At 66.6% G+C, this 23,776-nt stretch carries 19 protein-coding genes; 6 read left to right on the forward strand and 13 right to left on the reverse strand.

Translation table 11 applies throughout. From position 1 onward, the window contains the following. Positions 1 to 49: 49 nt before the first annotated feature. Positions 50 to 1,078, reverse strand: a complete 1,029-nt coding sequence (locus GGD66_RS06990; RefSeq protein ID WP_183257211.1) for an NAD(P)/FAD-dependent oxidoreductase — start codon at positions 1,076 to 1,078, stop codon at positions 50 to 52. 180 nt (positions 1,079 to 1,258) lie between these two features. Between GGD66_RS06990 and GGD66_RS06995 the strand changes: the two genes are divergently transcribed. Next, entirely contained in the window at positions 1,259 to 1,726 is a 468-nt protein-coding gene (locus tag GGD66_RS06995; RefSeq protein ID WP_018317346.1) for a thioesterase family protein, read from the forward strand. A gap of 59 nt (positions 1,727 to 1,785) precedes the next feature. Here the strand turns inward: GGD66_RS06995 and GGD66_RS07000 are convergent, their stop codons facing one another. Both GGD66_RS07000 and GGD66_RS07005 read right to left on the reverse strand, forming a co-directional pair. Next, on the reverse strand, positions 1,786 to 2,106 hold the full coding sequence (locus GGD66_RS07000) for a 2Fe-2S iron-sulfur cluster-binding protein (RefSeq protein WP_018317347.1): 321 nt from the start codon (positions 2,104 to 2,106) through the stop codon (positions 1,786 to 1,788). A gap of 164 nt (positions 2,107 to 2,270) precedes the next feature. Further along, entirely contained in the window at positions 2,271 to 2,645 is a 375-nt protein-coding gene (locus tag GGD66_RS07005; protein ID WP_183257212.1) for an Hpt domain-containing protein, read from the reverse strand. Between the two features lie 398 nt (positions 2,646 to 3,043). Between GGD66_RS07005 and GGD66_RS07010 the strand changes: the two genes are divergently transcribed. After that, positions 3,044 to 8,818, forward strand: coding sequence for a negative regulator of septation ring formation (locus tag GGD66_RS07010; RefSeq protein ID WP_183257213.1), 5,775 nt, complete (start codon positions 3,044 to 3,046; stop codon positions 8,816 to 8,818). 76 nt (positions 8,819 to 8,894) lie between these two features. Here the strand turns inward: GGD66_RS07010 and GGD66_RS07015 are convergent, their stop codons facing one another. The 7 genes from GGD66_RS07015 to GGD66_RS07045 all read right to left on the reverse strand — a co-directional run bounded on the left by GGD66_RS07015 (position 8,895) and on the right by GGD66_RS07045 (position 17,982). Continuing rightward, positions 8,895 to 9,548 carry a response regulator transcription factor gene (locus tag GGD66_RS07015; RefSeq protein ID WP_183257605.1) on the reverse strand — a complete coding sequence of 218 codons (654 nt, stop codon included), beginning with the start codon at positions 9,546 to 9,548 and terminating at the stop codon, positions 8,895 to 8,897. After that, entirely contained in the window at positions 9,545 to 13,090 is a 3,546-nt protein-coding gene (locus tag GGD66_RS07020; RefSeq protein WP_183257214.1) for a NahK/ErcS family hybrid sensor histidine kinase/response regulator, read from the reverse strand. The genes GGD66_RS07015 and GGD66_RS07020 overlap by 4 nt, the downstream gene beginning before the upstream one ends. A 149-nt stretch (positions 13,091 to 13,239) precedes the next feature. Beyond that, the gene (gene mctP / locus GGD66_RS07025) at positions 13,240 to 14,730 is read right to left on the reverse strand and encodes a monocarboxylate uptake permease MctP (RefSeq protein WP_018317352.1); all 1,491 of its coding nucleotides are present in this window, start codon (positions 14,728 to 14,730) and stop codon (positions 13,240 to 13,242) included. Continuing rightward, positions 14,720 to 14,896, reverse strand: coding sequence for a DUF3311 domain-containing protein (locus GGD66_RS07030; protein WP_018317353.1), 177 nt, complete (start codon positions 14,894 to 14,896; stop codon positions 14,720 to 14,722). Before GGD66_RS07030 ends, mctP begins: the two co-directional genes overlap by 11 nt. A 252-nt stretch (positions 14,897 to 15,148) precedes the next feature. After that, positions 15,149 to 16,021: an MlaD family protein gene (locus GGD66_RS07035; protein ID WP_018317354.1), complete on the reverse strand. Its 873-nt coding sequence runs from the start codon at positions 16,019 to 16,021 to the stop codon at positions 15,149 to 15,151. Between the two features lie 42 nt (positions 16,022 to 16,063). Then, positions 16,064 to 16,846: an ABC transporter ATP-binding protein gene (locus GGD66_RS07040; RefSeq protein ID WP_179737741.1), complete on the reverse strand. Its 783-nt coding sequence runs from the start codon at positions 16,844 to 16,846 to the stop codon at positions 16,064 to 16,066. Positions 16,847 to 16,848: 2 nt separating this feature from the next. Further along, positions 16,849 to 17,982, reverse strand: a complete 1,134-nt coding sequence (locus GGD66_RS07045; protein ID WP_183230176.1) for an ABC transporter permease — start codon at positions 17,980 to 17,982, stop codon at positions 16,849 to 16,851. A 134-nt stretch (positions 17,983 to 18,116) separates the two neighbouring features. On the opposite strand from GGD66_RS07045, the gene dgcA reads away from it, so the two are divergent. Beyond that, complete coding sequence (gene dgcA / locus GGD66_RS07050) at positions 18,117 to 19,112, forward strand: N-acetyl-D-Glu racemase DgcA (RefSeq protein ID WP_183257215.1); 996 nt, start codon at positions 18,117 to 18,119, stop codon at positions 19,110 to 19,112. On the opposite strand, the gene GGD66_RS07055 is transcribed toward dgcA, so the two are convergent. After that, positions 19,082 to 20,278 (reverse strand): major facilitator superfamily domain-containing protein 6, encoded by a 1,197-nt coding sequence (locus tag GGD66_RS07055; RefSeq protein WP_183257216.1) that lies wholly within the window; start codon positions 20,276 to 20,278, stop codon positions 19,082 to 19,084. The genes dgcA and GGD66_RS07055 overlap by 31 nt on opposite strands. Before the next feature lie 75 nt (positions 20,279 to 20,353). Here GGD66_RS07055 and GGD66_RS07060 point away from each other — a divergent pair, with 75 nt between their 5' ends. Both GGD66_RS07060 and GGD66_RS07065 read left to right on the forward strand, forming a co-directional pair. Continuing rightward, positions 20,354 to 21,763, forward strand: coding sequence for a hypothetical protein (locus GGD66_RS07060; protein WP_183257217.1), 1,410 nt, complete (start codon positions 20,354 to 20,356; stop codon positions 21,761 to 21,763). Between the two features lie 294 nt (positions 21,764 to 22,057). Then, positions 22,058 to 22,411 (forward strand): ADP-ribosylation/crystallin J1, encoded by a 354-nt coding sequence (locus tag GGD66_RS07065; RefSeq protein WP_183230180.1) that lies wholly within the window; start codon positions 22,058 to 22,060, stop codon positions 22,409 to 22,411. Between the two features lie 15 nt (positions 22,412 to 22,426). Here GGD66_RS07065 and GGD66_RS07070 read toward each other — a convergent pair whose 3' ends face one another. Beyond that, positions 22,427 to 22,822, reverse strand: coding sequence for a hypothetical protein (locus GGD66_RS07070; RefSeq protein WP_246788782.1), 396 nt, complete (start codon positions 22,820 to 22,822; stop codon positions 22,427 to 22,429). A 118-nt stretch (positions 22,823 to 22,940) separates the two neighbouring features. On the opposite strand from GGD66_RS07070, the gene GGD66_RS07075 reads away from it, so the two are divergent. Beyond that, positions 22,941 to 23,324, forward strand: a complete 384-nt coding sequence (locus GGD66_RS07075; protein WP_183257218.1) for a glyoxalase — start codon at positions 22,941 to 22,943, stop codon at positions 23,322 to 23,324. On the opposite strand, the gene GGD66_RS07080 is transcribed toward GGD66_RS07075, so the two are convergent. Beyond that, positions 23,321 to 23,764: an RbsD/FucU family protein gene (locus GGD66_RS07080; protein WP_183257219.1), complete on the reverse strand. Its 444-nt coding sequence runs from the start codon at positions 23,762 to 23,764 to the stop codon at positions 23,321 to 23,323. The two genes, GGD66_RS07075 and GGD66_RS07080, sit on opposite strands and share 4 nt — an antisense overlap. Positions 23,765 to 23,776: the final 12 nt, after the last annotated feature.

The raw sequence follows: 23,776 nt of genomic DNA on the forward strand, positions 1-23,776 counted from the left end.
ACGGTTCCAGCGCCAGAAACATGGGGCATCCCCTCCCACCCCGCCGCCGTCAGTTGACACCGAGCTTCTTTTGCAGGCTGGAGGACGAAGTCGTGTACTGGAACACGAGCCGCTTCTCCGGATACACGTAGCGATGGGCTTTTTGCGACATCAGCGCGCCCTCGTGGAAGCCGCAAAGGATCAGCTTGATCTTGCCGGGATAGGTGTTGATGTCGCCGATCGCGAAGATGCCGGGAACATTGGTCTCGAACGCGGAGGTCTCGACCGGCACCAGATTGTTCTCCAGCGCGATGCCCCAGTTCGCGACCGGGCCGAGCTTCATGGTCAGCCCGAAGAACGGCAGCATGGTGTCGCAGGCAATGTCCGTGACGCTGTTGTCGTTGCCCTTGATGGTGGCGCCGGTGAGCATGCCCTCAGCGCCGGAGAGAGCCGTGACCTGGCCGAGCCGGAGATCCATCTTGCCGCCGGCGACCAGCGCGCGCATCTGCTCGACGCTGTGGGGCGCGGCGCGAAACTCGTCACGCCGGTGCAACAGCGTGATGCGCTTCGCAATCGGATGCAGATTGAGCGTCCAGTCGAGCGCGGAATCGCCGCCGCCGACGACCAGCACGTTCTTGTCGCGGAAGGTCTCCATCTTGCGCACGGCGTAATGGACTGAAGTGCCTTCATAGGCCTCGATGCCCGGCACCGGCGGGCGCTTGGGCTGGAACGAGCCGCCGCCGGCCGCGATCACCAGCACCTTGCATTCGAACACCTTGCCCGCATCCGTGGTGCAGCGAAACAAGGGATCGCCGATCTTCTCCACCGTCTCGACCATCTCGCCGAGATGGAAGGTCGGATGGAACGGCTTGATCTGCTCCATCAGCGCGTCGGTGAGGCCCTGCCCCGAAACATGGGGAATGCCGGGAATGTCGTAGATCGGCTTTTCCGGATAGAGCTCGGCGCACTGGCCGCCGACCTTGTCGAGGATGTCGACGAAATGCGCCTTCATGTCGAGAAGGCCAAGCTCGAAAGCGGCGAACAGACCGCAGGGGCCGGCGCCAATAATCAGCACATCGGTTTTGATCACATCGCTCATGTCGTCTCTTTATCGGTCGTTATCGGTTGGACGCGCCCGGCGGGCAGAGGTGACCCTGCCTGTCTAGCCAACGGGGATGGATCAGGGAAGGCATAAAAGCGGGAGCACCCCGCGGCCACGCCCACTTGCCGGGGCAGGATAACTGAGCTGTAACGAGCAAGACATGACGGAGATCAATCGGTGAACGCACCAAGCCGCCTCGATACGACGCCGCGCCTGGAGGACTATCCCTACCGCCTCAGCGACAACGTCCGCTTCGGCGATCTCGATCCCAACCAGCACGTCAACAACGCTGTCTACGCCACCTATTTCGAGACCGGCCGCGTCACGCTGATGAAGCTGCCGGAGTACGGACTGACGCCGCCAGGGCTCGCCTGGATCATGGTGCGCCTCGACATCCATTTCCGCGCCGAGCTGCACTGGCCGAACACGATCGAGCTCGGCCTCGGCGTGGTGAAGCTCGGACGGACGTCCGTGACCTTCGAGCAGGTCGTGTTCTCGCAGGGAAAGTGCATCGCCTCGGCGATGTCGGTCGGCGTCATGCTCGACGAGGCGACGCGGCGGCCAGCGCCGCTCAGCGCGGAGATCGTCGAGAAGCTCAGACCCTGGCACAAGCGCGGCATCGAGGTCGCGACGCCGAACATATAGTTCAGTTCAGAAGGGGCAGGCCTGTAGGATCAGGCTTGTCAGGATCAGGCCTGGCAGGATCAGGCCTGGCGTTCCGGCGTCGTCACGACGAGACCGTCGAGATCGTCGGAGACCTTGATCTGGCAGGACAGGCGCGAATTCGGGCGCACGTCGAAACCGAAGTCGAGCATGTCCTCTTCCATCGGCGTCGGGCTGCCGACCTTCTCACGCCAGGCTTCGTCGACATAGACATGGCAGGTCGCGCAGGCGCAGGCGCCGCCGCATTCGGCCTCGACACCGGGAATGCTGTTGCGGATCGCGGCTTCCATCACGGTTGCGCCGTTCTCGATTTCCACCGTGCGGGTTTCGCCCTTGTGGTCGACAAAGTGAATCTTGGCCATGTGTGCTCGTGCTGCCGCGGTGCTGGGAATGAAGGAGGGTCCGGGCTGTCCTATAACGGGTCGATCAGCCCGGCGCCATAGGGTTTTCAGCCGAAGTGAATCCCGCTTTGCGGGAAGAAAACGCGTCAAAACAAGAGACTAGAGTCCGGCTCGGTCGCGTAACCTCAAGGCTTCAGCATCGCCTCGATGGCGGCGCGGGCCTCGGTCACTGCCTCTTTCAGCGCAGCGAAAGCGTGGCGCTGGTCATGGCCGGTCTGGACCGCGATCTCCAGGCTTGCGGCCGCATTCGCCACCGCAAAAGCGCCGATCCCGCGGGCCGAGCCCTTGAGCTTGTGGGCCAGTGCGCCCGCCTCGGCCGGCAGCGCCGCCATCGCCGCGATCAGGCGGACCGCCTGCTCGGCGAACATGGCCAGCACTTCCTGTTCCAGCTCGGCGTCGCCGAGCGTCATCCGGAAGAGATGGTCGAGGTCGAGCGGGCTATCGATGGGTGCAAGCGGGGGCGAGGGCATCCAGTCCATCCGTTGCAGTTCAGGCGTCATGGCGCAGGCCCCGGCATCGCGCGACGGTTCCGTCGGTCCGGCGGTGAGATTGACCTCACCCAAGCATGGAAATGGTTAACGAAATGTATGGGGTCAGAGACGCAGTTCCGCCGGTTTATTGACGAAAAGTTGCCGCAATCGGCCGAGTCCAGTGGAGAATTGCATTTATTGCTAAGGTCTTACGGCGCGATCCTGTTAACGATGATTAAGATTGTCTTAATCGCGGGCATTTCATTCGCCACGCTCTGCCAATAGGATGTTGCGGAAATTGGCGGACAAGCCGTCCGGGTGGGGACGGCTCGGAGATCCGCGCAAGCGGCATGATCCGGTCTGTGGGCTTGCGCAGCGCGCAGGGCTCGCGGGGGGACGCGTACAAGTAACGAGGGCTCGGACTGAACATGGCGAACACTCCGAAAAAGGTCAAAGACCCCACAGAAGTTGCGCTTTCTGCGATCCAGGAAGCCCTGAACATCAGCGACACGGCTGCGGACACCAGCCGCAACGCCGCGATGCGCAACGAAACCGCGCCTTCGGTGGCGCCGCCGCCCCCGATCTTCGACGAGCCGAACTTCGAGCCGCGCCCTGCCGCCAACGAACGCTCGACCGTGTTCGATCCGGTCGAGGAGCCGCGCTCTTCGCGCCGCGCCGCCAATGACGACCGCGAGACCATCGGCCAGCTGCTCCAGGCCCTGCAGAAGGGCCGCCCTGCCCGCAACGTCTATACCTTCGCCACCATCTTCGCCGGCGTCTGGCTCGCCGCCTGCGCCGCGCTGACCTTCGGCTTCCTGCCCTCGATCCAGGCCGCCATGGGCCAGAGCGGCGGCGTGCTCGTCATCGCCGGCCTGGTCGCGATGTTCTTCGCGCCGATCATGCTGTTCTACTTCCTTGCGAGCCTGGTCTGGCGCGGCCAGGAAATGCGCATGATCGCGCAGGCGATGGCGCAGGTCGCGATCCGCTTCTCCGAGCCCGAGGGCTCGGCCTCCGATTCCATGGTCACCGTCGGCCAGGCCATCCGCCGCGAGGTCGCGGCGATGGGCGACGGCATCGAGCGCGCCATCGCGCGCGCCGGCGAGCTCGAGACGCTGGTCGCCAACGAGGTTGCCGCGCTCGAACGCGCCTACTCCGACAACGAAGTGCGCATCCGCGCCCTGCTGCAGGACATCGCGCATCAGCGCGACAATCTGGTCGGCCAGGCCGAGCAGGTCCGCAGCGCCATCTCCGGCGTGCAGATCGATTTGCGCCACGACATCGCGCTGATCTCTGATGCCATCGCCTCGCGCGTCGACGAGGTCGCCAAGTCCATCACCGGCGCGCTGGAAGAGCGCGGCGCCCACATCACCAGCGCGCTGAGCAATGCCGGCGACAACATGATCCTGGCGCTCGGCGAGCGCGGCGGCGACCTGCTCGACCGCCTCGAGGAAGCCAGCAACGAGACCACGCGCGCCGTGCTCGATGCCAGCGAGCGGCTGACCACCAGCCTCAACTTCAAGACCGGCCACGTCCACGACGAGTTCGTCGACCTCGCCGACCGCGTCCACGAGATGCTCAACGAGCGCATCGACCGCATCACCGGCGAGTTCGAGCAACGCTCCGCCGCGATCGTCGACGGCATCTCCGAGCGCACCGAGCAGGTGCATGACAGCCTGAAGAATTCCTCGGATTCGCTGCTGCTCGAGCTCGAGCTGCGCTCCAACGACCTCTCCGCCAAGATCGACGACGCCGGCAACCGCCTCGCCGGCCAGATCCTGACGAGCGGCGACAAGGCGAGCGAGGCGCTCGACGCCACCGTCAACACCCTCGTCGCCAAGGTCGTCAGCCAGACCGAGACCGCGCACGACTCGCTGTCGCTGCAGATGAGCGCGTTCGACGAGCTGGTCAGGAACCAGGGCACCGAGCTGGTCGAGAAATTCGCCCGCGACAGCGGGACGCTGGGTGCGCTGATCACGCGCCACATCTCCGAGTTCGACCGCACCGTGAAGACCTTCGGCGGCGAGATCGTCGAGCGCATGGGCCAGCGCACGCAGGACATCCACGAGTCGCTGAAGACCTATGTCGAGAATTTCGACACCCGCTTCACCGCCAATGGCGGCGAGATCACGGCCGTGCTCGACCAGCGCTTGGTGCAGTTCGAGACCACGGTCGGCGAACGCGTCAACCACCTCGACGCCTCGCTGAACAGCAAGATCGCCAGCCTCGACGGTACGATCGATGGTCACATCAAGACCTTCGACGAGCAGCTCGTCGGCCGCGTCGCCGCACTCGAACAGTCGTTCGACACCCGCGCGCAATCCATGACCGAGACCATCGACGGGCGCATCAACACGCTCGCGACCTCGCTGACCGACGGCGCCGCGCAGGCGATCCAGTCGATCGACTCCCGCCTCACCCACCTCACGACGTCGCTGACCGGCGGTGCTTCGCAGGCCATCGAAACCATCGATGCGCGCCTCAACCATCTCACGAGCTCGCTGACCGGCGGCGCCTCGCAGGCCATCGAGACCATCGATGCGCGCCTCAACAACCTCACCACCACGCTGACCGATGGCGCTTCGCAGACCATCCAGTCGATCGATACCCGCCTGACGCACCTCACGACGACGCTGACCGGCAATGCGACGCAGGCGCTCGAGTCGATCGACTCCCGCCTCACCTACCTGACCACCGCGGTCACGAACGGCGCCTCGCAGGCCGTGCAGTCGATCGACACGCGCCTGACCCTGCTGACCTCGACCCTCACGGACGGCACCGCGCAGGCGATCGAGGCGGTCGACCGCCGCATCACCGGCGTCACCGAGATCATCGACGGCCGCAGCACGCACCTGACCGACACGGTCACGGCGCGCTTCCAGGAAATCCACCAGGTCATCGAGACCCGGGTCGGCTCGGTCGCCAGCGACATCGACGTGCGCGTGGCACAGTTCGAGGACCTGCTCGGCTCGCGCGTCGAGGCCGTCGCAGGCCGCATCGAAAGCAGCGGCCGCCAGGCCAGCGAGGACATGATGTCCCGCGCCGAGATGATCTCGACCGCGATCCGCTCGCATGTCGAGGACGCCGAGCGCTCGCTCACCAACCTCGTCGTCAACACCAGCGAGACGATCCAGACCGGTGCGCGCACCGCCCAGCAGTCGCTGATGACGGTCTCCTCCGACGTCAACGCCCAGCTCAAGATGACCTCTGCCGAGGTCGAGCGCGCGCTGACCGCGGTCGGCACCGGTTCGGCGAACTCGATCCTCAGCAGCGCCCGCGAGGCGCAGTCGACGCTGGTCGCAGCCTCGGGCGAAGCCTCCAACCAGATCAAGGGGCTCGCGGCCGACGTCGAGCGTACGCTGTCGGCGGCAGGCTCCGCCACCGCAGCCTCGATCCTGGCCGGCGCCCGCGAGGTGCAGACCACCCTCGTCACGGCGTCCTCGGACGCGGCCAACCACGTCAAGACGCTCACCGCCGACGTGCAGCGTTCGCTGTCGCTGGCCGGCTCCACCACGGCGGAATCGATCACCGCCGGCGCCCGCGATGCGCAGAGCGCGCTGATCGCGGCCTCGGCCGAGACCGCCAACCAGATCAAGGCGCTGTCCTCGGACGTGCAGCGCTCCCTGACGATGGCCGGCACCTCGACCGCCGAGACCATCATGAGCGGCGCCCGCGAAGCCCAGAGCACGCTGGTTACGGCCTCCTCGGATGCGGCGAGCCAGGTCAAGTCGCTCGCGGCCGAAGTGCATCGTTCGCTCTCGCAGGTCGGCCAGTCGACCGCCGAGACGATCACCACCAGCGCCCGCGACGCCCAGAGCACCCTGCTCTCCGTCTCGGCCGAGCAGACCAGCCAGGTCCGTTCGCTCGCGGCCGAGATGCAGCGCGCGCTGGCGACCGCCGGCGGCGCCACCATCGAGGCGCTCACCAGCGGCGTGCGCGAGGCCCAGGGCTCGCTGATCTCCGCCTCGACCGACGCAGCCAGCCAGATCAAGTCGCTGACCACGGACATCGAGCGCACGCTGACCGCGGTCGGCGCCGACACCGCCTCGACCATCCTCAACAGCGCGCGTGAGGCCCAGACCTCGCTGACGTCGACCTCGGCGGACGCCGCGAGCCAGATCCGCACGATCTCGACCGAGATCGAGCGGACGCTGAGCGCGGCCACCGCGAACGCGACCAACGACATCCAGACCAGCGCGCTCAACGCCCAGAACGCGCTGATATCGGCCTCCAACGAGGCGAGCTCGCGGGTCAAGTCGAGCTCGTCCGACGTCGAGCGTTCGGTGCTCGCCGCCAGCTCGAGCTTCGGCCAGGCCATGACCGGCAAAACCGACGAGATCGTCACCTACGTGCAGCAGCAGGCCGACCGTCTGTCGAACATGATCGACGCCAAGCGAGGCGCCCTGGTCGACGCGATCGGCTCCAAGACCAGCCAGCTCACGCTCGACATCGACCGCGTCACCTCGGACGCGCTGAAGTCGATCGAGACGCGCGGCCAGGCCTTCTCGCAGACCATGATGGGCAACGGCTCGGAAGTCGCCCGCACCATCAACGCGGCGAGCGAGATCGCCACCGGCGCGGTCGGCAAGTCGCTCAAGGACCTCGAGCAGGCCTCGCGCGCGGCGATCGACCAGTCGCGCCAGGTCTCGATCGCGGCCGTCACCGAGATGCAGGAGACCAGCAAGATCCTGCGTACCGACACCGTGGCGCTGTTCGAGCGCCTGCGCGAAGGCAACATCCTGCTTCAGGAGGTGCTGACCGGTGCGCACGACAACCTCAACTCGCTCGAGCGGGCGCTGGTGACGCGCGTCGCTGACTTCGTCTCGGCGATGAACGACGTCACCTCGCGCAACGGCGCGGCGACCCAGAACCTGGAAGAGCAGCTCAACGTCTTCAACAGCAAGACCACGAAGGCGCTCCAGGATCTCGGCGAGCTGTCGACCCAGTTCGACGCGCACGGCAAGGCCTTGGTCGATGCCGCGCAGGTCGTCGAGCAGAGCAACAAGAACACCACCGCTTCGCTCGCCGAGCGCAAGCAGGCGCTGGAATCGCTCGTCACCACGATCGATCTGCGCACCGCCGATCTCGACCAGCGCCTGTCGCGCTTCACCGGCCTGCTCGATGAATCGCTGGCGGCCGCCGAAGAGCGCGCCCGCGACATCGCCCGCGTCGTCGCCGAGACCGCCGGCGCAGGCTCGGCCGCGATCACCCGCCAGTTCGAGGCGGTGCGTGCGGCCTCCGAAGAAGAGCACCGCCAGACCATCGAGGCGATGCACGACATCTACCGCCAGACCACGGACGAGGCGGATACGATGTTCAAGCAGTCGACCGAGAAGTTCACCAACCTCGTCTCCAGCATGAAGCAGATGGCCTTCGAGATGCATAACGAGCTCGAAGCCACCCGCAACGAGCTGCGCCGCGGCGTGCTCGAGATGCCGCAGGAGGCCGCCGAGAGCACTGCGCAGATGCGCAAGGTGATCGTCGACCAGATCGAGGCCCTCGCCGAGCTCAATCGCATCGTGGCCCAGCATGGCCGCGGCCTCGACGTCACCACGACGGGCCGCGCGTCCGTCGCCTTCCAGCGCCAGGAGGAGCCGATCATGGCGGCTGCGGGCGGACGTAGCGCCGAGACCCGCATGCGCGACACCGGCAGCGCTTCCACACTGCCGCCGCCGGACCTCGGCATGCCGGCCGCGCGCCGCACCGACGCACCGCCGGTCGCGCCCGCCGGTAACGACCAGGGCCGTGACGGCTGGCTGTCGGACCTCCTCAACCGCACGGACGCCAATCAGGGCGCCCCGACCGGCCGTGAGGCTCCGCGTGGCCGCGCCGCACCCGCGCCGCAGCCGCAGGCGCCGCAGGCGAGCAGCAATCCGCTGGAATCGCTGTCGCTCGACATCGGCCGGCTGATGGACCGCAACCTCGCTGCCGAGATGTGGGACCGCTACCAGCGCGGCGAGAACAAGGCCTTCACCAAGCGCCTCTACACGCCCGCCGGCCAGAAGGCCTTCGACGAGGTCGCCCGCAAGTACCGCGCCGACCGCAACTTCAAGGGCACGGTCGACCGTTATGTCGCCGAGTTCGAGCGCCTGCTCGACGAAGTCGCCCGCGACGGCCGCGGCCCGCAGGAGCTGCGCAGCCATCTGACCTCGGAGACGGGCCTGGTGTACACGCTGCTGGCACATGCGGCGGGACGGCTGGGGTAAGCGGCTCGCAGCGACACGAACAGCGAATGAAAACGGAGGCCTCACGGCCTCCGTTTTTGTTTGGATGTTCTGAAGCTCAATTGCTGCCGGGCTGGCCGAACGACAGCCGTTCCGCGAGGACGGCCGCCTGCGTGCGCGAGCCGACGCCCAGCTTGCGCAAGATCGTCGAGACGTGGCCCTTCACCGTCTGCTCGGCGATATCGAGCTCGCCCGCGATCTGCTTGTTGAGCTTGCCTTCCACGATCATCGCGAGAATGCGCAGCTGTTGCGCCGAGAGGGTGGCCATGCGCGCGGCGAGCTCGATGTCGGCGCTCTGGATCGAGCCGCGGCCGCCGACATTGGGCGGCATCCAGATCTCGCCGGCGAGGATCTTCGTGATCGCATCCGCCATCTCGGGCAGGCTGAGCGATTTCGGGATGTAACCGGATGCGCCATAGGCGATGGCGCGGCGGATGGTGGCGGCGTCCTGCCGGGCCGAGATGATCGCGACCGGCACCGTCGGGAACTGCGCCGACAGGATGAACAGCGCGGCAAAGCCCTGAATGCCCGGCATCGTCAGATCCCAGAGGATCAGGTCGATCTCGTCGGACCGGACCGCCAGCACGCTGAGCGCCTCGTCCAGCGACTGGCAGGCGACGATGTCGAGATCGGGCAGCACGGTCGACAACGCGCTACGGAGCGCGGCCTGCACCAGCGGGTGGTCGTCGCCGATCAGGATGCGCATCGTCAGGGTGTCTCCGGTTTCGTGCCGAACTGCCGGCTCAGGGCTTCGCCGCCGAGAAAGCGCCGCAGGGCCGCCGGCTTGACCGGCTTCGACAGGATCTCGCAGCCGCGCGCCCTCGCCGCCCGGCGCACCGCCTCGCTGCGATCGCCGGTGACGACCAGCGCGCGGACATCGCGTCCCGCCTTCTGCCTGAGATCGTCGAGAAAGTCCAAGCCGTTGCAGCCGCCGTCGAGATGGTAATCGAGCAGCACGACGTCTGGCAGGACGGTCGCGGCCGCGTCCATCGCCGCGGTGGCGTCGGCTGCGACCAGCACGTGATGCCCCCAGCCGCCGAGCAGCGCGGAGAGGCCGTCGAGGATCGTCGCGTCATTGTCCAGGCACAGGATGGTCAGAGCGCGTTCCGCCGGTGCCGGCGGGGCCATCGAAGGGTTGCTCTGAAGCGGCCGGCCCGGTCCGTGCGCCAGCGGCACCGTGACGGCAAAGCACGAACCTTGTCCCGGGCGCGACCGGACATCGACGGCGTGGTCCAGCAGCCGCGACACGCGCTCGACGATGGCGAGCCCGAGGCCCAATCCCTTCTCCGCCCCCGGCGCGAGGCGCTGGAACTCCTCGAAGATGCGCTTCTGGTCTGCCGCCGCGATTCCGACGCCGGTGTCCCAGACCTCGATGCGCAGCACCTCTCCGCGCCGCCGGCAGCCGAGCAGGATGCGTCCCTTGGGCGTGTAGCGAAGCGCATTCGACAGCAGGTTCTGCAGGATCCGGCGCAGCAGATGCGGATCGCTGCGCACCGCAAGGCCGCAATCGACGACGCGGAAGGCAATCCCGCGCTCGCGCGCCATCGCCGAGAATTCGACGTTCAACTGCACGAAGAGATCGGCGATCGGAAAGTCGGATATCTCGGCGCGCACGGCGCCGGCATCATAGGAGGAGATGTCGAGCAGCCGGTCGAGCACGTGCTCGGTCGATCGTAGCGCCGTAACCGCGCTGCTCGCCAGGGTCCGCTCCTTGTCGGCGTCGCCAGCGCGCGACGGAGCGCTCAGGCTCTCGTCGAGCGCGGACAGAAACAGACGGGCCGCATTCAGCGGCTGCAGCAAATCGTGGCTGGCCGCAGCCAAAAAGCGCGTCTTGCCGAGATTGGCCTGCTCGGCTTCGGCCTTCGCCTGCTCGAGCGCCTCGGTGCGCTCGCGGACGCGCAGCTCGAGCCCCTCATTGGCGCGTCGCAAGGCCTCGGCGGCACGGTGACGCTCGGTGACGTCGGTATAGGTCGAGACGTAGCCACCCTCGGCGACGCGGTCGTAGACGATCTCCAGCACCGTGCCGTCCGGCCGCTTGCGCTCGTAGAGATAAGGCCAGCGCTGCGTGGCGACGTCACGGTTGACCAGAAGCGCGGCGAATTCGGATGCGGCATATTCGCCGCGCTCGACATTGAAGGCGATGAGATCCGCCAGCGGAAGCCCCACGCGCACGAAGTCCGGCGGCAGATCGAGCAGCGCGATGAACCGGCCGTTCCAGGCTGTGATGTTGAAATCGGCGTCGAAGGCGCAGATGCCCTGCGGTACGCTTTCGAGCGTAGACTGCAACAGGCTGCGGTTGAAGCGCAGCGCTTCCGAGGCCTCGTCGAGCATCGCCATCGCCTCCCGCCGCGACAGCGAGTGGCCTTCCAGCGACGCCGCGATCACGACGCGCGCCGATGCCGCGCCGATCGCGCCGGCCAGCAAATTCTCGGTGAACCGAATCGAGTCGAGATCGACCAGTCCCGACGGATCGAGACGCGGCCCCGTCCCTGCGATGCGGGCCGCCAGATAAGCGTCGAAGGCCGCCGCGCCGCGCTCGGCGCCGACGAAACGCAGCGCCAGCGCGCGGAGATCATCGAGCCGCACCACCACACGCGACGACAGCTTGGGGATGGATTCGCGGACGACGCCGTCGGCGAACGCGGCCGCCTGATTACGCTCGACTGTCGATTGCCGGCCCAGCGCCGAGACCATCAGGAAGCAGACGAGATTGGCGCCAAGGCTCCACAGCGTGGCGTGCGAGATCGGATCGATCCCTTCGAGGCCCAGCAGCGCATTCGGCTTGAGCCAGGCGAGTTGCCAGGGACCTTGGCGAACGATCTCCTCGATTCCCGGCCAGAGCGGCGCGGCCGAGGGCAGCAGCAGCGTGTAGGCCCAGACGAAGAAGCCGACCGCGATCCCGAGCGAGGCGCCGGCCTTGTTGGCCCGCGGCCAGAACAGCCCGCCGACGAACGCCGGACCGAATTGTGCGACCGCGACGAACGACAACAGGCCGATCACGGTGAGCGGATAGGACTGGTTGACGAGGCGGTGCATCAGATAGGCGAGCAGCAGGATGCTGAGGATCGAGAGCCGGCGCACCGTCACCAGCACCGACGTCATCGGCCGGCTCTGTGCGTGCAGGCCGAAGACGCGCGAGCGCAGCAGCAGCGGCATGATGACGTCGTTGCAGAGCATGGTGCTGAGCGCAACGGATGTCATGATCACCATGCCGGTGGCGGCCGACAGCCCGCCCAGAAACGCGATCAGGCTGATGGTGCCTGCATCGGCTGCGATCGGCAGCGAGATGACGTAGGTGTCGGGGTCCATCATCCCGCCGAAGCGGGTGAGCCCGGCCGCAGCGATCGGCAGGATCAAGAGGCTGAACAGCGCAAGATAAGCCGGATAGAGCCAGGCCGCGGTGCGCGTATGGCCTGGGCTCTCATTCTCGACGACGGCGACATGGAAGGCCTGCGGCAGGCAGAGGAAAGCAATCGCCGAGATGATGATCGTTGCAGGCCACACCGGCTGCGCCGGATCGAAGCTCAGGATGCCGCCCAATTGCGGATCCGATTGAAACTGCGACAGCAGAGCGGCCGGCCCGCCGGAGGGTCCGAACAGCACGAACAGCGCGACGATCAGGAATGCGAGCAGCTTGACGACGCTCTCGAAGGCGATCGCGAGCATCAGGCCGCGATGATGCTCGCTGGCATGGACGTGCCGGACACCGAACACGATCGCGAACAGCGCCATCGATGCAGCGACGCCAAACGCCGAGTCTTGCCAGAACCGCAGCGCCTCGCCGCCGGCCCGCTCGGGCTGGAGGATCAGATAATCAAAACTCTTGCCGACGGCCTTGAGCTGGAGCGCGATATAGGGAAGCACGCCGAGCAGCGATGCGAGCGTCACGAAGGCCGCAAGCACCTGGCTCTTGCCGTAGCGCGCGGCGATGAAGTCCGCGATCGAGGTGACGTTCTGTGCCTTGGCGATCGCAATCACCTTGGACAGGAGCCGCTGGCCGAACAGCAGCACCAGGGTCGGACCGATATAGATCGTGGCGAAGTCCAGCCCGCTGGTGGCGGCCCGTCCGACCGAGCCGTAGAAGCTCCACGAGGTGTTGTAGACCGCAAGCGTCAGGCAATAGCTGATCGCGGCCGCCCAGGAGTTTGGCGACACCAGCGGCCCGCCGGCGCTTCGCCGGTCGCCCCACCAGGCCACCAGGAACAGCGTGGTCACATAGCCGGCAGCGACCGCAAGAACGAACCACGCCTGCAAGACATCCTCACCCGAAACAGTCTGATGCGCTCGCGACGAGCGGCCGGGCGCGGGCGGATACTAGAGCGTTTTCAATCGCATGGAAGGCCGTTTCAGTCCGCAGACAAGCGGCGGCCGAAGGGATTTCCCCGGCCGCCGCCCGCAATCGCTCAGGCCGCCTCGCGGGACAGCCGTTGCTGCGGCATGCGCTTGAGCGCCAGGTTGACCACGACGGCCACCACGATGTTGAGCGCGAGCGCCAACAGACCGGTGTAGATCGCGACCTTCCCGGCGCCGAAGTCGATGCTGTGCAGCGGCTTCAATCCGTCCGACCAGGCGAGCCACGATCCGCCTGCCAGGCCGACGGCCCAGCCAGCCAGCAGTGCCGGGCTCGAGAACCAGTTCAGATAGAGACCGAACACCAGCGCCGGCAGCGTCTGCAGGATCCAGAGGCCCCCGAGCAGTTGCAGGTCGAGCGCGAACTGCGTCGGCATCAGGAGGATGGCAAGCAGCGCGCCGACCTTCACCAGCATGGAGGTGATCTTGGCGACCTTCGCCTCACCTGCCGGCGTCACCTTCGGATCGACCCACACCTTCCAGAAGTTGCGGGTGAACAGATTGGCGGCGCCGATGCTCATGACGGCGGCCGGCACCAGCGCTCCGATCGCAATCGCGGCGAAGGCAAAGCCCGCAAACCAGCTCGGGAACAGCGTCTTGAACAGCTCGGGCACGACGTCGTTGTTGCTGGCGAGCTTGAGGCCCGCCGCATGGCCCATGTAACCGAGCAGCGCAAGCAGGCCGAGCAGCAGCGTGTAGGCCGGCAGCATCATCGCATTCTTGCGGATGGTGTTGCCGCCCGAGGACGCGAAGATGCCGGTCAGCGTGTGCGGATACATGAAGGCGGCGAGCGCCGAGCCCAGCGCCAGCGAGGCATAGGGCACGATCTGCGCCGGGGACAGCAGGATGCCGCCTGCGCCTTTCGCTGCGAATGCCGCATCCGCCGCGGTGAAGATCGCTCCGTAGCCGCCAAGCTTCGAGGGCACGATCGCAATCGCGGCGATCACCACGATGTAGATCATGATGTCCTTGACGAAGGCGATCAGCGCCGGCGCGCGCAGGCCCGACGAATAAGTGTAGAGCGCCAGCACCAGGAAGGCGAGAACGAGTGGCACCTCGCCGTGCAGGCCGAGCGCCTTGATCGCCACCTCCATGCCGATCAGCTGGAGCGCGATGTAAGGCATCGTCGCCAGCACGCCGGTGGCCGCGACCGCAAGCTCGAGCCCGCGCGATCCGTAGGCGCCGCGCACCACGTCGCCCGCGGTGACGTAGCCGCGCTCCTTGGCGACCTTCCACAGCACCGGCATCACCGCGAACACGAACGGATAGACGATGATGGTGTAAGGCAGCGCGAAGAAGCCGTAGGCGCCGACCGCGTAGACCAGCGCAGGAACGGCGATCACGGTGTAGGCGGTGTAGAAGTCGCCGCCGACCAGGAACCAGGTGATCCAGGTCCCGAACTTGCGGCCGCCAAGGCCCCACTCGTCGAGATGGGCGAGCGTCTCCGGCTTGCGCCAGCGCGAGGCGACGAAGCCCATGCCGGTGACGAGAATGAATAGTGCGAGGAATACGGCGAACGCCGCGCTATCGACATTAGTCAGCACGGCGCACGCTCCTGTAGACGATGTAGGTGAGCAGCGAGGTCAGCGGCACCCAGGCGAGCTGATACCAGTAGAAGAACGGGAAGCCAAACAGATGCGGCTCCCTGATATTGTAGAACGGCACGATCATCAGGCCGATGAACGGCAACAACAGCAGCAGGCGTACCACGCGCTCTCTCCTCCCCTGTGAGTGAAGTCGACGCGCCTTGTCGTGGGCACGCCTTGAGCGCGATATAGCGGACAATACCGGCCTACCCCTCCCCCTACCTTGGCTCGGCTGGACCCCCATACTTTCGTATCGCGCGGGGTGAAGAAGGCCGCGATGGTCTCCGCAAGCCGTCATTGCGAGGAACGAAGCGCAGGTTGCAGCGCGTCCGGGACACGAGACCTACGATGACGAAGTGCGCGAACTTGCGCTCGCCTAGCGCCTGCCGCTCGCGGTGGGGGCCGGCCTCGGCGGCTCGGGCGGCGGGGCGGGCTGCGATGAGTTGCTGGCGCCGAACAGCACGCGGGTGGGGTTGCGGTCGAAATTGTTCACGGCGCGGCTGATGTCACCGAGGGTACGACGGCCGTCGCTCATCAACGCGCCGGAGCGCTTGTCGAAATCGTCGGCGAGCTCGCGGATCGACTTCACCGCCTGGAACAGCTCGCCGCCGTCCTTGCCGCCGGCGAGCGTGTTGAGTCCGAGCATGAGGTTGTCGGCCTTGAGCATGACGCCGTCCACCTTGGCCATCACGCCGTCGATCTTCTCGGAATTGCGCGCGAGCGAGTTGGTGAAGGTCTCCAGATTCTTCAGCGAGTTCTTCACCGATTCCTGATTGTCGGCGACGATCTTGTTGATGTTCTGCAGCGTGCCGCGGATCGCCTCGGTGACGTCCTGGAGCTTGTTGGGGTCGGCCGTCAGCGTCGGGATGCCGTCCTGGTCGAGCGGCGGCGGGGCCGCGGCCTCGTCGCCGCCCTTGAGCGAGATGGCGGCGACGCCGGTGAGACCCTGGAATTCGAGGCCGACCAGCGTGTCCTTGCGGATCGGGGCGTTGTTCTCGATCATGGCGAGTGCGACAACCCGCCGCGGGTTGTCGAGCTTCACCGAGACCACCTCGCCCACCCTGATACCGTTGAAATTGACACTCCCGCCGTTGCGCAGGCCCGCCGCCGGGCCCTCGAACACAACGCGCAGGGGACTGCGCTGCTTGGTGGTGTGAAGCGACTGGAACCAGAGCACGAAGCCGATCGCCGCGGCGATCACCGCCAGCGTGAACGACCCGATCAAGACGTAGTTTGCCCGCGTTTCCATCAGGTGCTCCGGCTACTCATCACAGCTATTCAACCCAGCCACTCAACCCATGACCGCGCGGGCGCGCTTGCCATGGAAATATTGCCTCAGCCAGGGATGCTGCGAGGCCTGCATGTCGGCGATCGACCCTGCCGCTATGATCTTACCGTTCCCTAAAACGGCGATGCGGTCACACGCTGTGTAAAGGCTGTCGAGGTCGTGGGTTACCATGAAAACGGTCAGCCCCAAAGTGCGCTGGAGCGTCCTGACCAGCTCGTCGAAATCGCCGGCGCCGATCGGATCGAGGCCCGAGGTCGGCTCGTCGAGGAAGACGAGATCCGGATCGAGCGACAGCGCGCGCGCCAGCGCCACGCGCTTGATCATGCCGCCGGAGAGCTCGGACGGGAAGCGCTCGGCGACCTCGGGCTTGAGGCCGACCATGGTCAGCTTGGCCATGGTGATCTCGTCCATCAGCCGCTGCGAGACCCGAAGATATTCGCGCATCGGAAACTGGATGTTCTGCCGCACGGTCAGCGAGGAGAACAGCGCGCCCTGCTGAAACAAGACGCCCCAGCGCCGCTCCACGTTCCGGCGCTGCGAGGTGCTCGAGGAGTCCAGATCGACGCCGAACACCTCGATGGAGCCCGCAACCTTCGGCACGAGACCGATGATGGTGCGCGTCAGCACCGACTTGCCGGCACCGGAAGGACCGACGAAGCCCAAGATCTCGCCGCGCTTGACGTCGAGGTTAAGGCCGTCGAGCACGCGTGTTGAGCCGAACTGCACGGTGATGTCGCGCACGCGGATGATCGGATTTTGGATCTCGCTTTGAGCTTCTTTTGCCATCGTCACATCCCGATCGAGGCGAAGAAGATGGCGAACACGCCGTCCATGACGATGACGAAGAAGATGCCCTTCACCACCGAGGCCGTGGTGTGCTGGCCCAGCGATTCCGCGCTGCCCTGCACGGCAAGGCCCTCGACGCAGGCGACGATGCCGATCACGGCGGCCATGACCGGCGCCTTGACGATGCCGACGATGAAATGGTCGATCGAGATAGCGTCGCGCAAGCGCAGCAGGAAGGCTTCGGGCTCGACCCCACCATAGAGCCAGGCAACGAGACCGCCGCCATAGAGCGCGGCCATCGCGCCGAGGAAAGCCAGGATCGGCAGCGCCAGCACCAGCGCCATCATGCGCGGCAGCACCAGCACCTCGATCGGGTCGAACCCCATGGTGCGCAGCGCGTCGATCTCCTCGCGCATCTTCATCGAGCCGAGCTCGGCGGTGTAGGCGCTGCCCGAGCGGCCCGCGACCATGATCGCGACCAGGAGCACGCCGATCTCGCGCAGCACCAGCACGCCCAGCATGTCGACCACGAAGATGTCGGCGCCGAACCTTCGGAAATGGAAGATGCCTTGTTGGGCGATGATGCATCCGATCAGGAAGGTGATCAGCACGATGATCGGCACCGCGCGCCAGCAGACCTGCTCCATGTGATGCACGGTCGAGGTCAGGCGGAACGAGCGCGGATGGATCAGGACGCGAAACCATGCCGTGAGCACGGCGCCGAGCATGTCGACGAGGCCTGCGACCGTGCCGCCGATGCCGGCCACGGTCCGGCCGATCTGCTCCAGCATGCCCGTGATGGTCACCGTGCCGCCGTCGACCACGGCCGTCGCCCTGACCCGCCGCACCTCGTCCACGAGGCTGGAATAATTGGCGGAGAGACCCGCGATCTGCGCCTCGACGGTCCCTTTCGTCAGGCTGCGGCGCAGCCGCTCGATCAGCCAGGCGCCGAACGTGTCGAGCTTGGCGACCTCGGAGACGTCGATGAAGATGCTTTGCGGGCCGCCGGCGAGCTTCTCGGCGTCGGCCACCATGCGCTCCAGGACCGGCGCGAAGCTCGCGGTCCATGTCCCGGTGGCGCAGAGTGCCAGCGCGTTGCCCTTGGCAATCCGCTCCAGCTTCGGATCGCTGCTCAAGATGTCCGCTCCCGTGCCGGGGCGGAGAAAATCAGATAGTTGCGCACGCGCCCTTACCCAGAGAAGGTATCCCCAAGTGGTTAATGTTAGTTGCTAGAGGTAACTAGCAGGTTCAGATTTCGCCAGAGTTCAAAATGACTTCCATGAAATTTGCTTCCCTGGCGGCGCGAATCGAGCGCTTCCCGATCGCGGGCAGCTTTACCATCAGCCGGGGGGCCAAGACCGAGGCCGTAACGGTCGTGGCGGAGGTCGGCCGGGACGGGCTGACCGGCCGCGGCGAGTGCGTGCCCTATCCCCGCTATGGCGAGACGCCCGAGGCGACGCTGGCGGCGATCCAGGCCATGCAGCAGGCCTTGGCGGACGGGCTGACGCGGCAAGCCCTCCAGGCCGCCATGGCGCCCGGTGCGGCTCGCAATGCCCTGGACTGCGCCCTGATCGACCTGGAGGCCAAGGCGGCGGGCCAGCGGGCCTGGAACCTACTCGACCGCCCGGTGCCGGGCGAGCGCACTACGGCGTACACGATCTCGTTAGGGACCCCCGTGGCCATGGCGGCCGCCACCGCCAAGGCGGCGCACCGGCCGCTGCTCAAGATCAAGCTCGGCGGCGACGGCGATCCGGAGCGGATCGCAGCGGTACGCAAGGCCGCTCCCGAATCCGAGCTGATCGTTGATGCCAACGAGGCCTGGACCGAGGCCAATCTGGCGCACAATCTCGCCGCCTGCGATGCCGCCGGCGTCACCCTGGTTGAGCAGCCACTGCCCGCGGGCAAAGACGAGGCACTGGCGCGGATCAAGCGCCCGCTCGCGGTTTGCGCCGACGAGAGCGTGCATGACCGCTCCTCGCTTGCCCCCTTGCGCGACCGCTACGACGCCGTGAACATCAAGCTCGACAAGACCGGCGGCCTCACCGAGGCCCTTGCGATGGCGGACGCCGCGCAGGCGCTCGGCTTCGAAATCATGATCGGCTGCATGGTCGCAACCTCGCTGTCGATGGCCCCCGCGATGCTGGTGACGCCGCAGGCGCGCTTCGTCGATCTCGATGGCCCCTTGCTGCTGGCGCGCGACCGCGATCACGGCCTGCGTTACGACGACAGCCTGGTCTATCCGCCGGATGCCTCGCTCTGGGGCTGAGGCTTGAGCCGGTGCCGCGCCGACCAGATCAGAAGCGCGCCGGCCGCCGCCATCGCGGCCATCACATAATACAGACCATCGCCGATACGGGCGTAGATCGCGCCTGACGCGATCGAGGTCGCAGCGCCCAGAAGCCCGTTGCACGCGGCGTAATAGCCCTGCCCTCGCGCGATCTGATGCGAGGGCACGCGCTGCACCAGCAGATTCATCGTGCCGACGATGGTCATGCCGAAGCTGAGACCGTGGCCGAGCTGGACGATCGCGAGCAGCGCGAGCGGCGGCTCGCTCGCGGTGACGATCCAGCGCAGCACGGCGCTGAGCCCTCCAATCGCGATCATGGTGGACGGATGCAGCGAGAAGCGCGGCGACAGCGCGAATACCACGATCTCCGCGATCACGCCCAGCGTCCACAGGCCCGCGATCGTCAGCCCACTGATCCCATGGAGCTGCCAGTTGATGGCGGAGAAGGTGTAGTAGGCGACGTGGCTGCCCTGAATCAGCGCAGCCGAGACGATGACGGCCCAGAAGCCGGCATCGCGCAGCAGCGCCTTGCCGGCATGTCTCTCGGTCGTCTTGCGCCTGACATCGTCGAGCGGCTGAAGCAGCAGGCCGGCTGCGACCGCAACGACGGCCCATGCGACGATGACCCAGATCAGGTCGCGCGCGGCGATGTGGTCGACGAGATAGCCGCAGGCGAGCGAGCCGGCGGCGAAGGCCGCCGAGCCCCACAGCCGCAAGGGTCCGTAGTCGAGCCCGTAACGGGCGACGCCGCGCAACGCGTAGGCATCGGTCAGCGGCATCGTCGGCGTCCACATCATGCAGGTCAGCGCGTAGATCAGGAACAGCGCCAGCGGCTGCTGCTGCAAGCCGACCGCGGTGAAGCCAATCGCGGTCGCCAGCACCGACACCATCATGCCGGCGCGAATGGCATGTCGCTTTTCGGCGAAGGCGGTCACTTGCGGCAGCGTGGTGAAGCGCGTGATCGCCGGCAGCGCGTTGATGAGCCCGATCCAGGCCGCGTCGACGCCGATCGCCTTCAGCCATACCGGGAAGAACGGCAGATGCGTGCCCGAGACCGCGAAGACGGCCGAATAGAACAGGGCGAGGCTGACGGCGAATCGCCGTTTCGCGGATGCTGGCGTGGGGATTTGTGATTCGGGTGCCATCAAACCAATTGCGATTCGGACGATATCGTGGTGATCGTTACTGTAACGCGCGGTGATTTGCGCGACGAGATCGCAATGGCCAACGAAGCATTCGCCCTTTCGCCCATGTCTGCCCGCGCGGCCGAGCCGAACGAGCAGGATTACGACGCGATCCGCGAAGCCTTCATGGAGACGGCGCGCGGCCGCTGGTTCCTCGGCGAATACGCCAAGCGCAACCGCAATGCCGACACGCGCATGGTGCTCGACGCGGTCGCGAAAATCGAAGAAACCCTTGCGGCGCAGCGACAACCCGTCGTCGAAGACCGCCTGCCCGAAGCGCTGGTCGAGATTCGCCGCGCGATCCGCGAGGCCGAGACGATCGCCATCGCCGCCGTCGACCCCGCCGCGATCGAGACGAGCCTCGCCGCGATCCCGCGCGGCGTGCGCATCATCAAGGAGATCTCCTGGCGCTGGCGCGAGATCGGCGCCGACGGACGAATCTGCGACCTCATTGATTCGCAGCTCGCCTCGATCGAGGCCGCCTGCGGACAGATTTCGACCATCGACCCCCGCGTCGAGCTCAAAGCCGCATTCGATCTCTTGAGGGATCGGGTGGAGCAGACCGACGGCGGCGCATCGCCGCAGGCGGCGCCGTCCACGTCGGCTCCGATGCAGCAGGCGCCATCATCCGCCGCCGACGCTCCGCCCGCCGCGCCCGCGGCGATGGCGAGCGAAGCATCCGTGGCTTTTACGGAGCCGCCTCAGGATCTCGCAGCGGCTGCCGAGCCCGAAGCGACCGTCGCCGGCGAAGCGTTCGCCGAGGCGGAACAGGCACTGGACGCGGCCGTCGCGCCGGAGATTGCGGCCGAGAGCCAGATCGCCGTCGAGAGCACAGCGCTCGACCAAGTCGCGCCAGAAGACGTCGCGCCCGAAGCCGTCCCGTTGGAAGAGCCGGCCACGGACACCGCCGCCTTCGCGGAAGCCGCTGACGCGTTCGCGCTCGACGCGGCCGCGCAAGCCGAGGACGACGCCGTGCTCGAGGCCATCGCGCTGGAGATGGCCGCGCCCGATCCGGAGTTCGACGAGATCATCGCGCCGGTCGAGATGGAAGCGGCCGTTCCGGAGCCGATGGTGGCGGAGGCTGCAGGGCCCATTGCTGCGGAGCTTCCGGAACCGATCGCGCCTCAGCCTGTCGTCGCTCCCATGGTGGAAGAGCCCGCCGCCGACGCGCCGATCGCAATGGACTCGCTCGCGCGCCTCACCGAAGCCATCGCGGAGGCCGCCGCCGAAGTGATGGAGCAGCAGGCCCCGGCGATGGCAGCCACCGCATCGCTCGCCGCAGCACCGGCCGCAACGCTTCCGATGCCCACGCCGCTCCCCGAGCCCTCGCTCGGCGCCACCATCCTCGCCAGCGGCATCCTGCAAAAACCCCGCGCGCCCGCCAACGACCCGCTCGCGCCGATCCGCCGCATGACCCAGGCCGAGAAGATCGCGTTCTTCTCGTAAAGGGGAGCGCTCTCTCCGCGTCATTGCGAGCAACGAAGCGACAGCGAGACTGCCAACTCCGTCATCCTGAGGCGCGAGACGCACGATGCTCAGCATCGTGCGGGGAGCCTCGAAGGATGCGCGGCCCCGATGCAGCCGGGCGTCGCCCTTCGAGGCTCGCCGAAGAGGCGAGCGCCTCAGGGTGACGGTGATGGACGGGTGCTCGCGGCTCAATCTCGTGGCCGGGCTGCCAAGTGCTGTTGCCCCGTCTGGCCGTAGGTGTATGTACGAGCTTGAACCTAGTCCTCTCAACAGATGTCCGTGGCCGAAGACACCCTCACCCTCTGGCGCCCCGTCGGCCCGAAAGAACTGGAACTGATCCAGCAATCCGGCATGCGCGCGTTTCCGCCGCGCCTGCCGGACCAGCCGATCTTCTATCCGGTGCTGACGGAAGACTACGCCATCAAGATCGCGCGCGACTGGAATGTCCCGGCGAGCGGCTCCGGCTTCGTGACGCGCTTTGCGGTCAAGCGCGACTTCATCGCGAAGTATGACGTGCAGGAAGCTGGCGGACGGTCGCATCTGGAATACTGGATTCCGGCCGAAAACCTCGATGCCTTCAATGCAGCGATCGTCGGACCGATCGAGGTCGTCCGCAGCTTTCCCTAGCCGTCGCGCGCCCTATCATCCGCAATTCCACACCGCCCCGATCGGCGTGCGCGTCCAGCACGGGCCAAAACTGCCGCCGTTGTAGCGGCCGCCGTTGAAACCGGGGCGGCCGAAATAGTGCCACTCGCCGTCCCAGCGATAATATTGCGGAACCGGATCGATGTACCAGTGGCGGCGGTCGTTGCGCGCGAGCCGACGCATCGCGTCCTTCTGCTTGTAGAGCGGAATGCTATTGCTCAGCGGCTGACGATAGCCCGGCAGGAAGCCGTAGCCCTTCCAGACGGGCTTGGGACGCTTTTGAAGGGGCTCAGCGGGCGCCACAGTCGGCAGCAGCGAGAGGATGATGGCAACAGACAGACACATAAAGCGGGACATGGAGAAACCATAGACAGTCAGTTCCCGCCGCGCCATTCAAATTCGAGTGCGGGACGTTTCGCCGCTTCTGCCGAGCGGCCACTCTCGATAAGCTCAGCTCGCAACGCGTAGCGTGAACGCGGCGCGGACCGCTTGCATGTGCCGGAGTGACCGAATGCCTGAGAGCCCGCGCGTCGGCGCCTTTGCGATCGTTCCCAGCGACGATCTTCCCGCCGCAATTCCATTCTGGGAACGGCTCGGCTTTGCGCGCATCGGCGGCGATGCCGGCTATGTCATCATGAGCGGCTGGGGATGCGAGGTGCATCTCACGCAAGCCGGCGATGGCCCGTGGCGCGTGCCGGAGCACAATCCCTTTGGCATTTTCATTCGCACGCCCGAGGTCGAGGCCATTGCCGCGCGCGTGGACGATCTCATCATCCGGCCCGGCGGCGTGCTGCGCCACCGCGAATGGGGCATGTATGAAGTCGGCATCAACGGCCCCGATGGCCTTCTCGTCCGGATTGGCTGGCCCTCGGCGCTGATGCGCCAATCCGGCTAGCTGATCACGCCCTTCCTGATCAGGAAGCAGCCGTACCCCCTGCTGTCGCCGACCTGCACGACACCAAACCCCGCCGCGGCCGCGCGATAAAAATCCGCCCGCGAGAACTTGCCGGGAATAACGGCGCGTCCGACCGCGCGCTCGATCTCAGCCAGCACGGCACCCTGCACGTCGGGCACGCGGTCGGGATCGTCGACCGGCGCCATCACCCGCACCGGGTCGGGATCGAAATCGTCGAGCGGGTAGAGCGTCATGATGGCGCGAACGGCCGTCTCCATCGTCATGCCCGGCAGCTGGATCAGGCGCTGCGACGATGTCGAGCGGGCGATGTGCGTGGCCGGGTGGTTGGCGTCGACGACGACGAGATCGTCGCCGTGGCCCATGGAGGCCAGCAGCCAGAGCAGGTCGGGCGTGAGGATCGGATCGATCGATTTCAGCATGTGACGGCAGTT

Origin of the sequence: Bradyrhizobium sp. CIR48, from assembly GCF_014198315.1 — a bacterium.
In the GTDB taxonomy this organism is placed as follows: Bacteria; Pseudomonadota; Alphaproteobacteria; order Rhizobiales; family Xanthobacteraceae; genus Bradyrhizobium.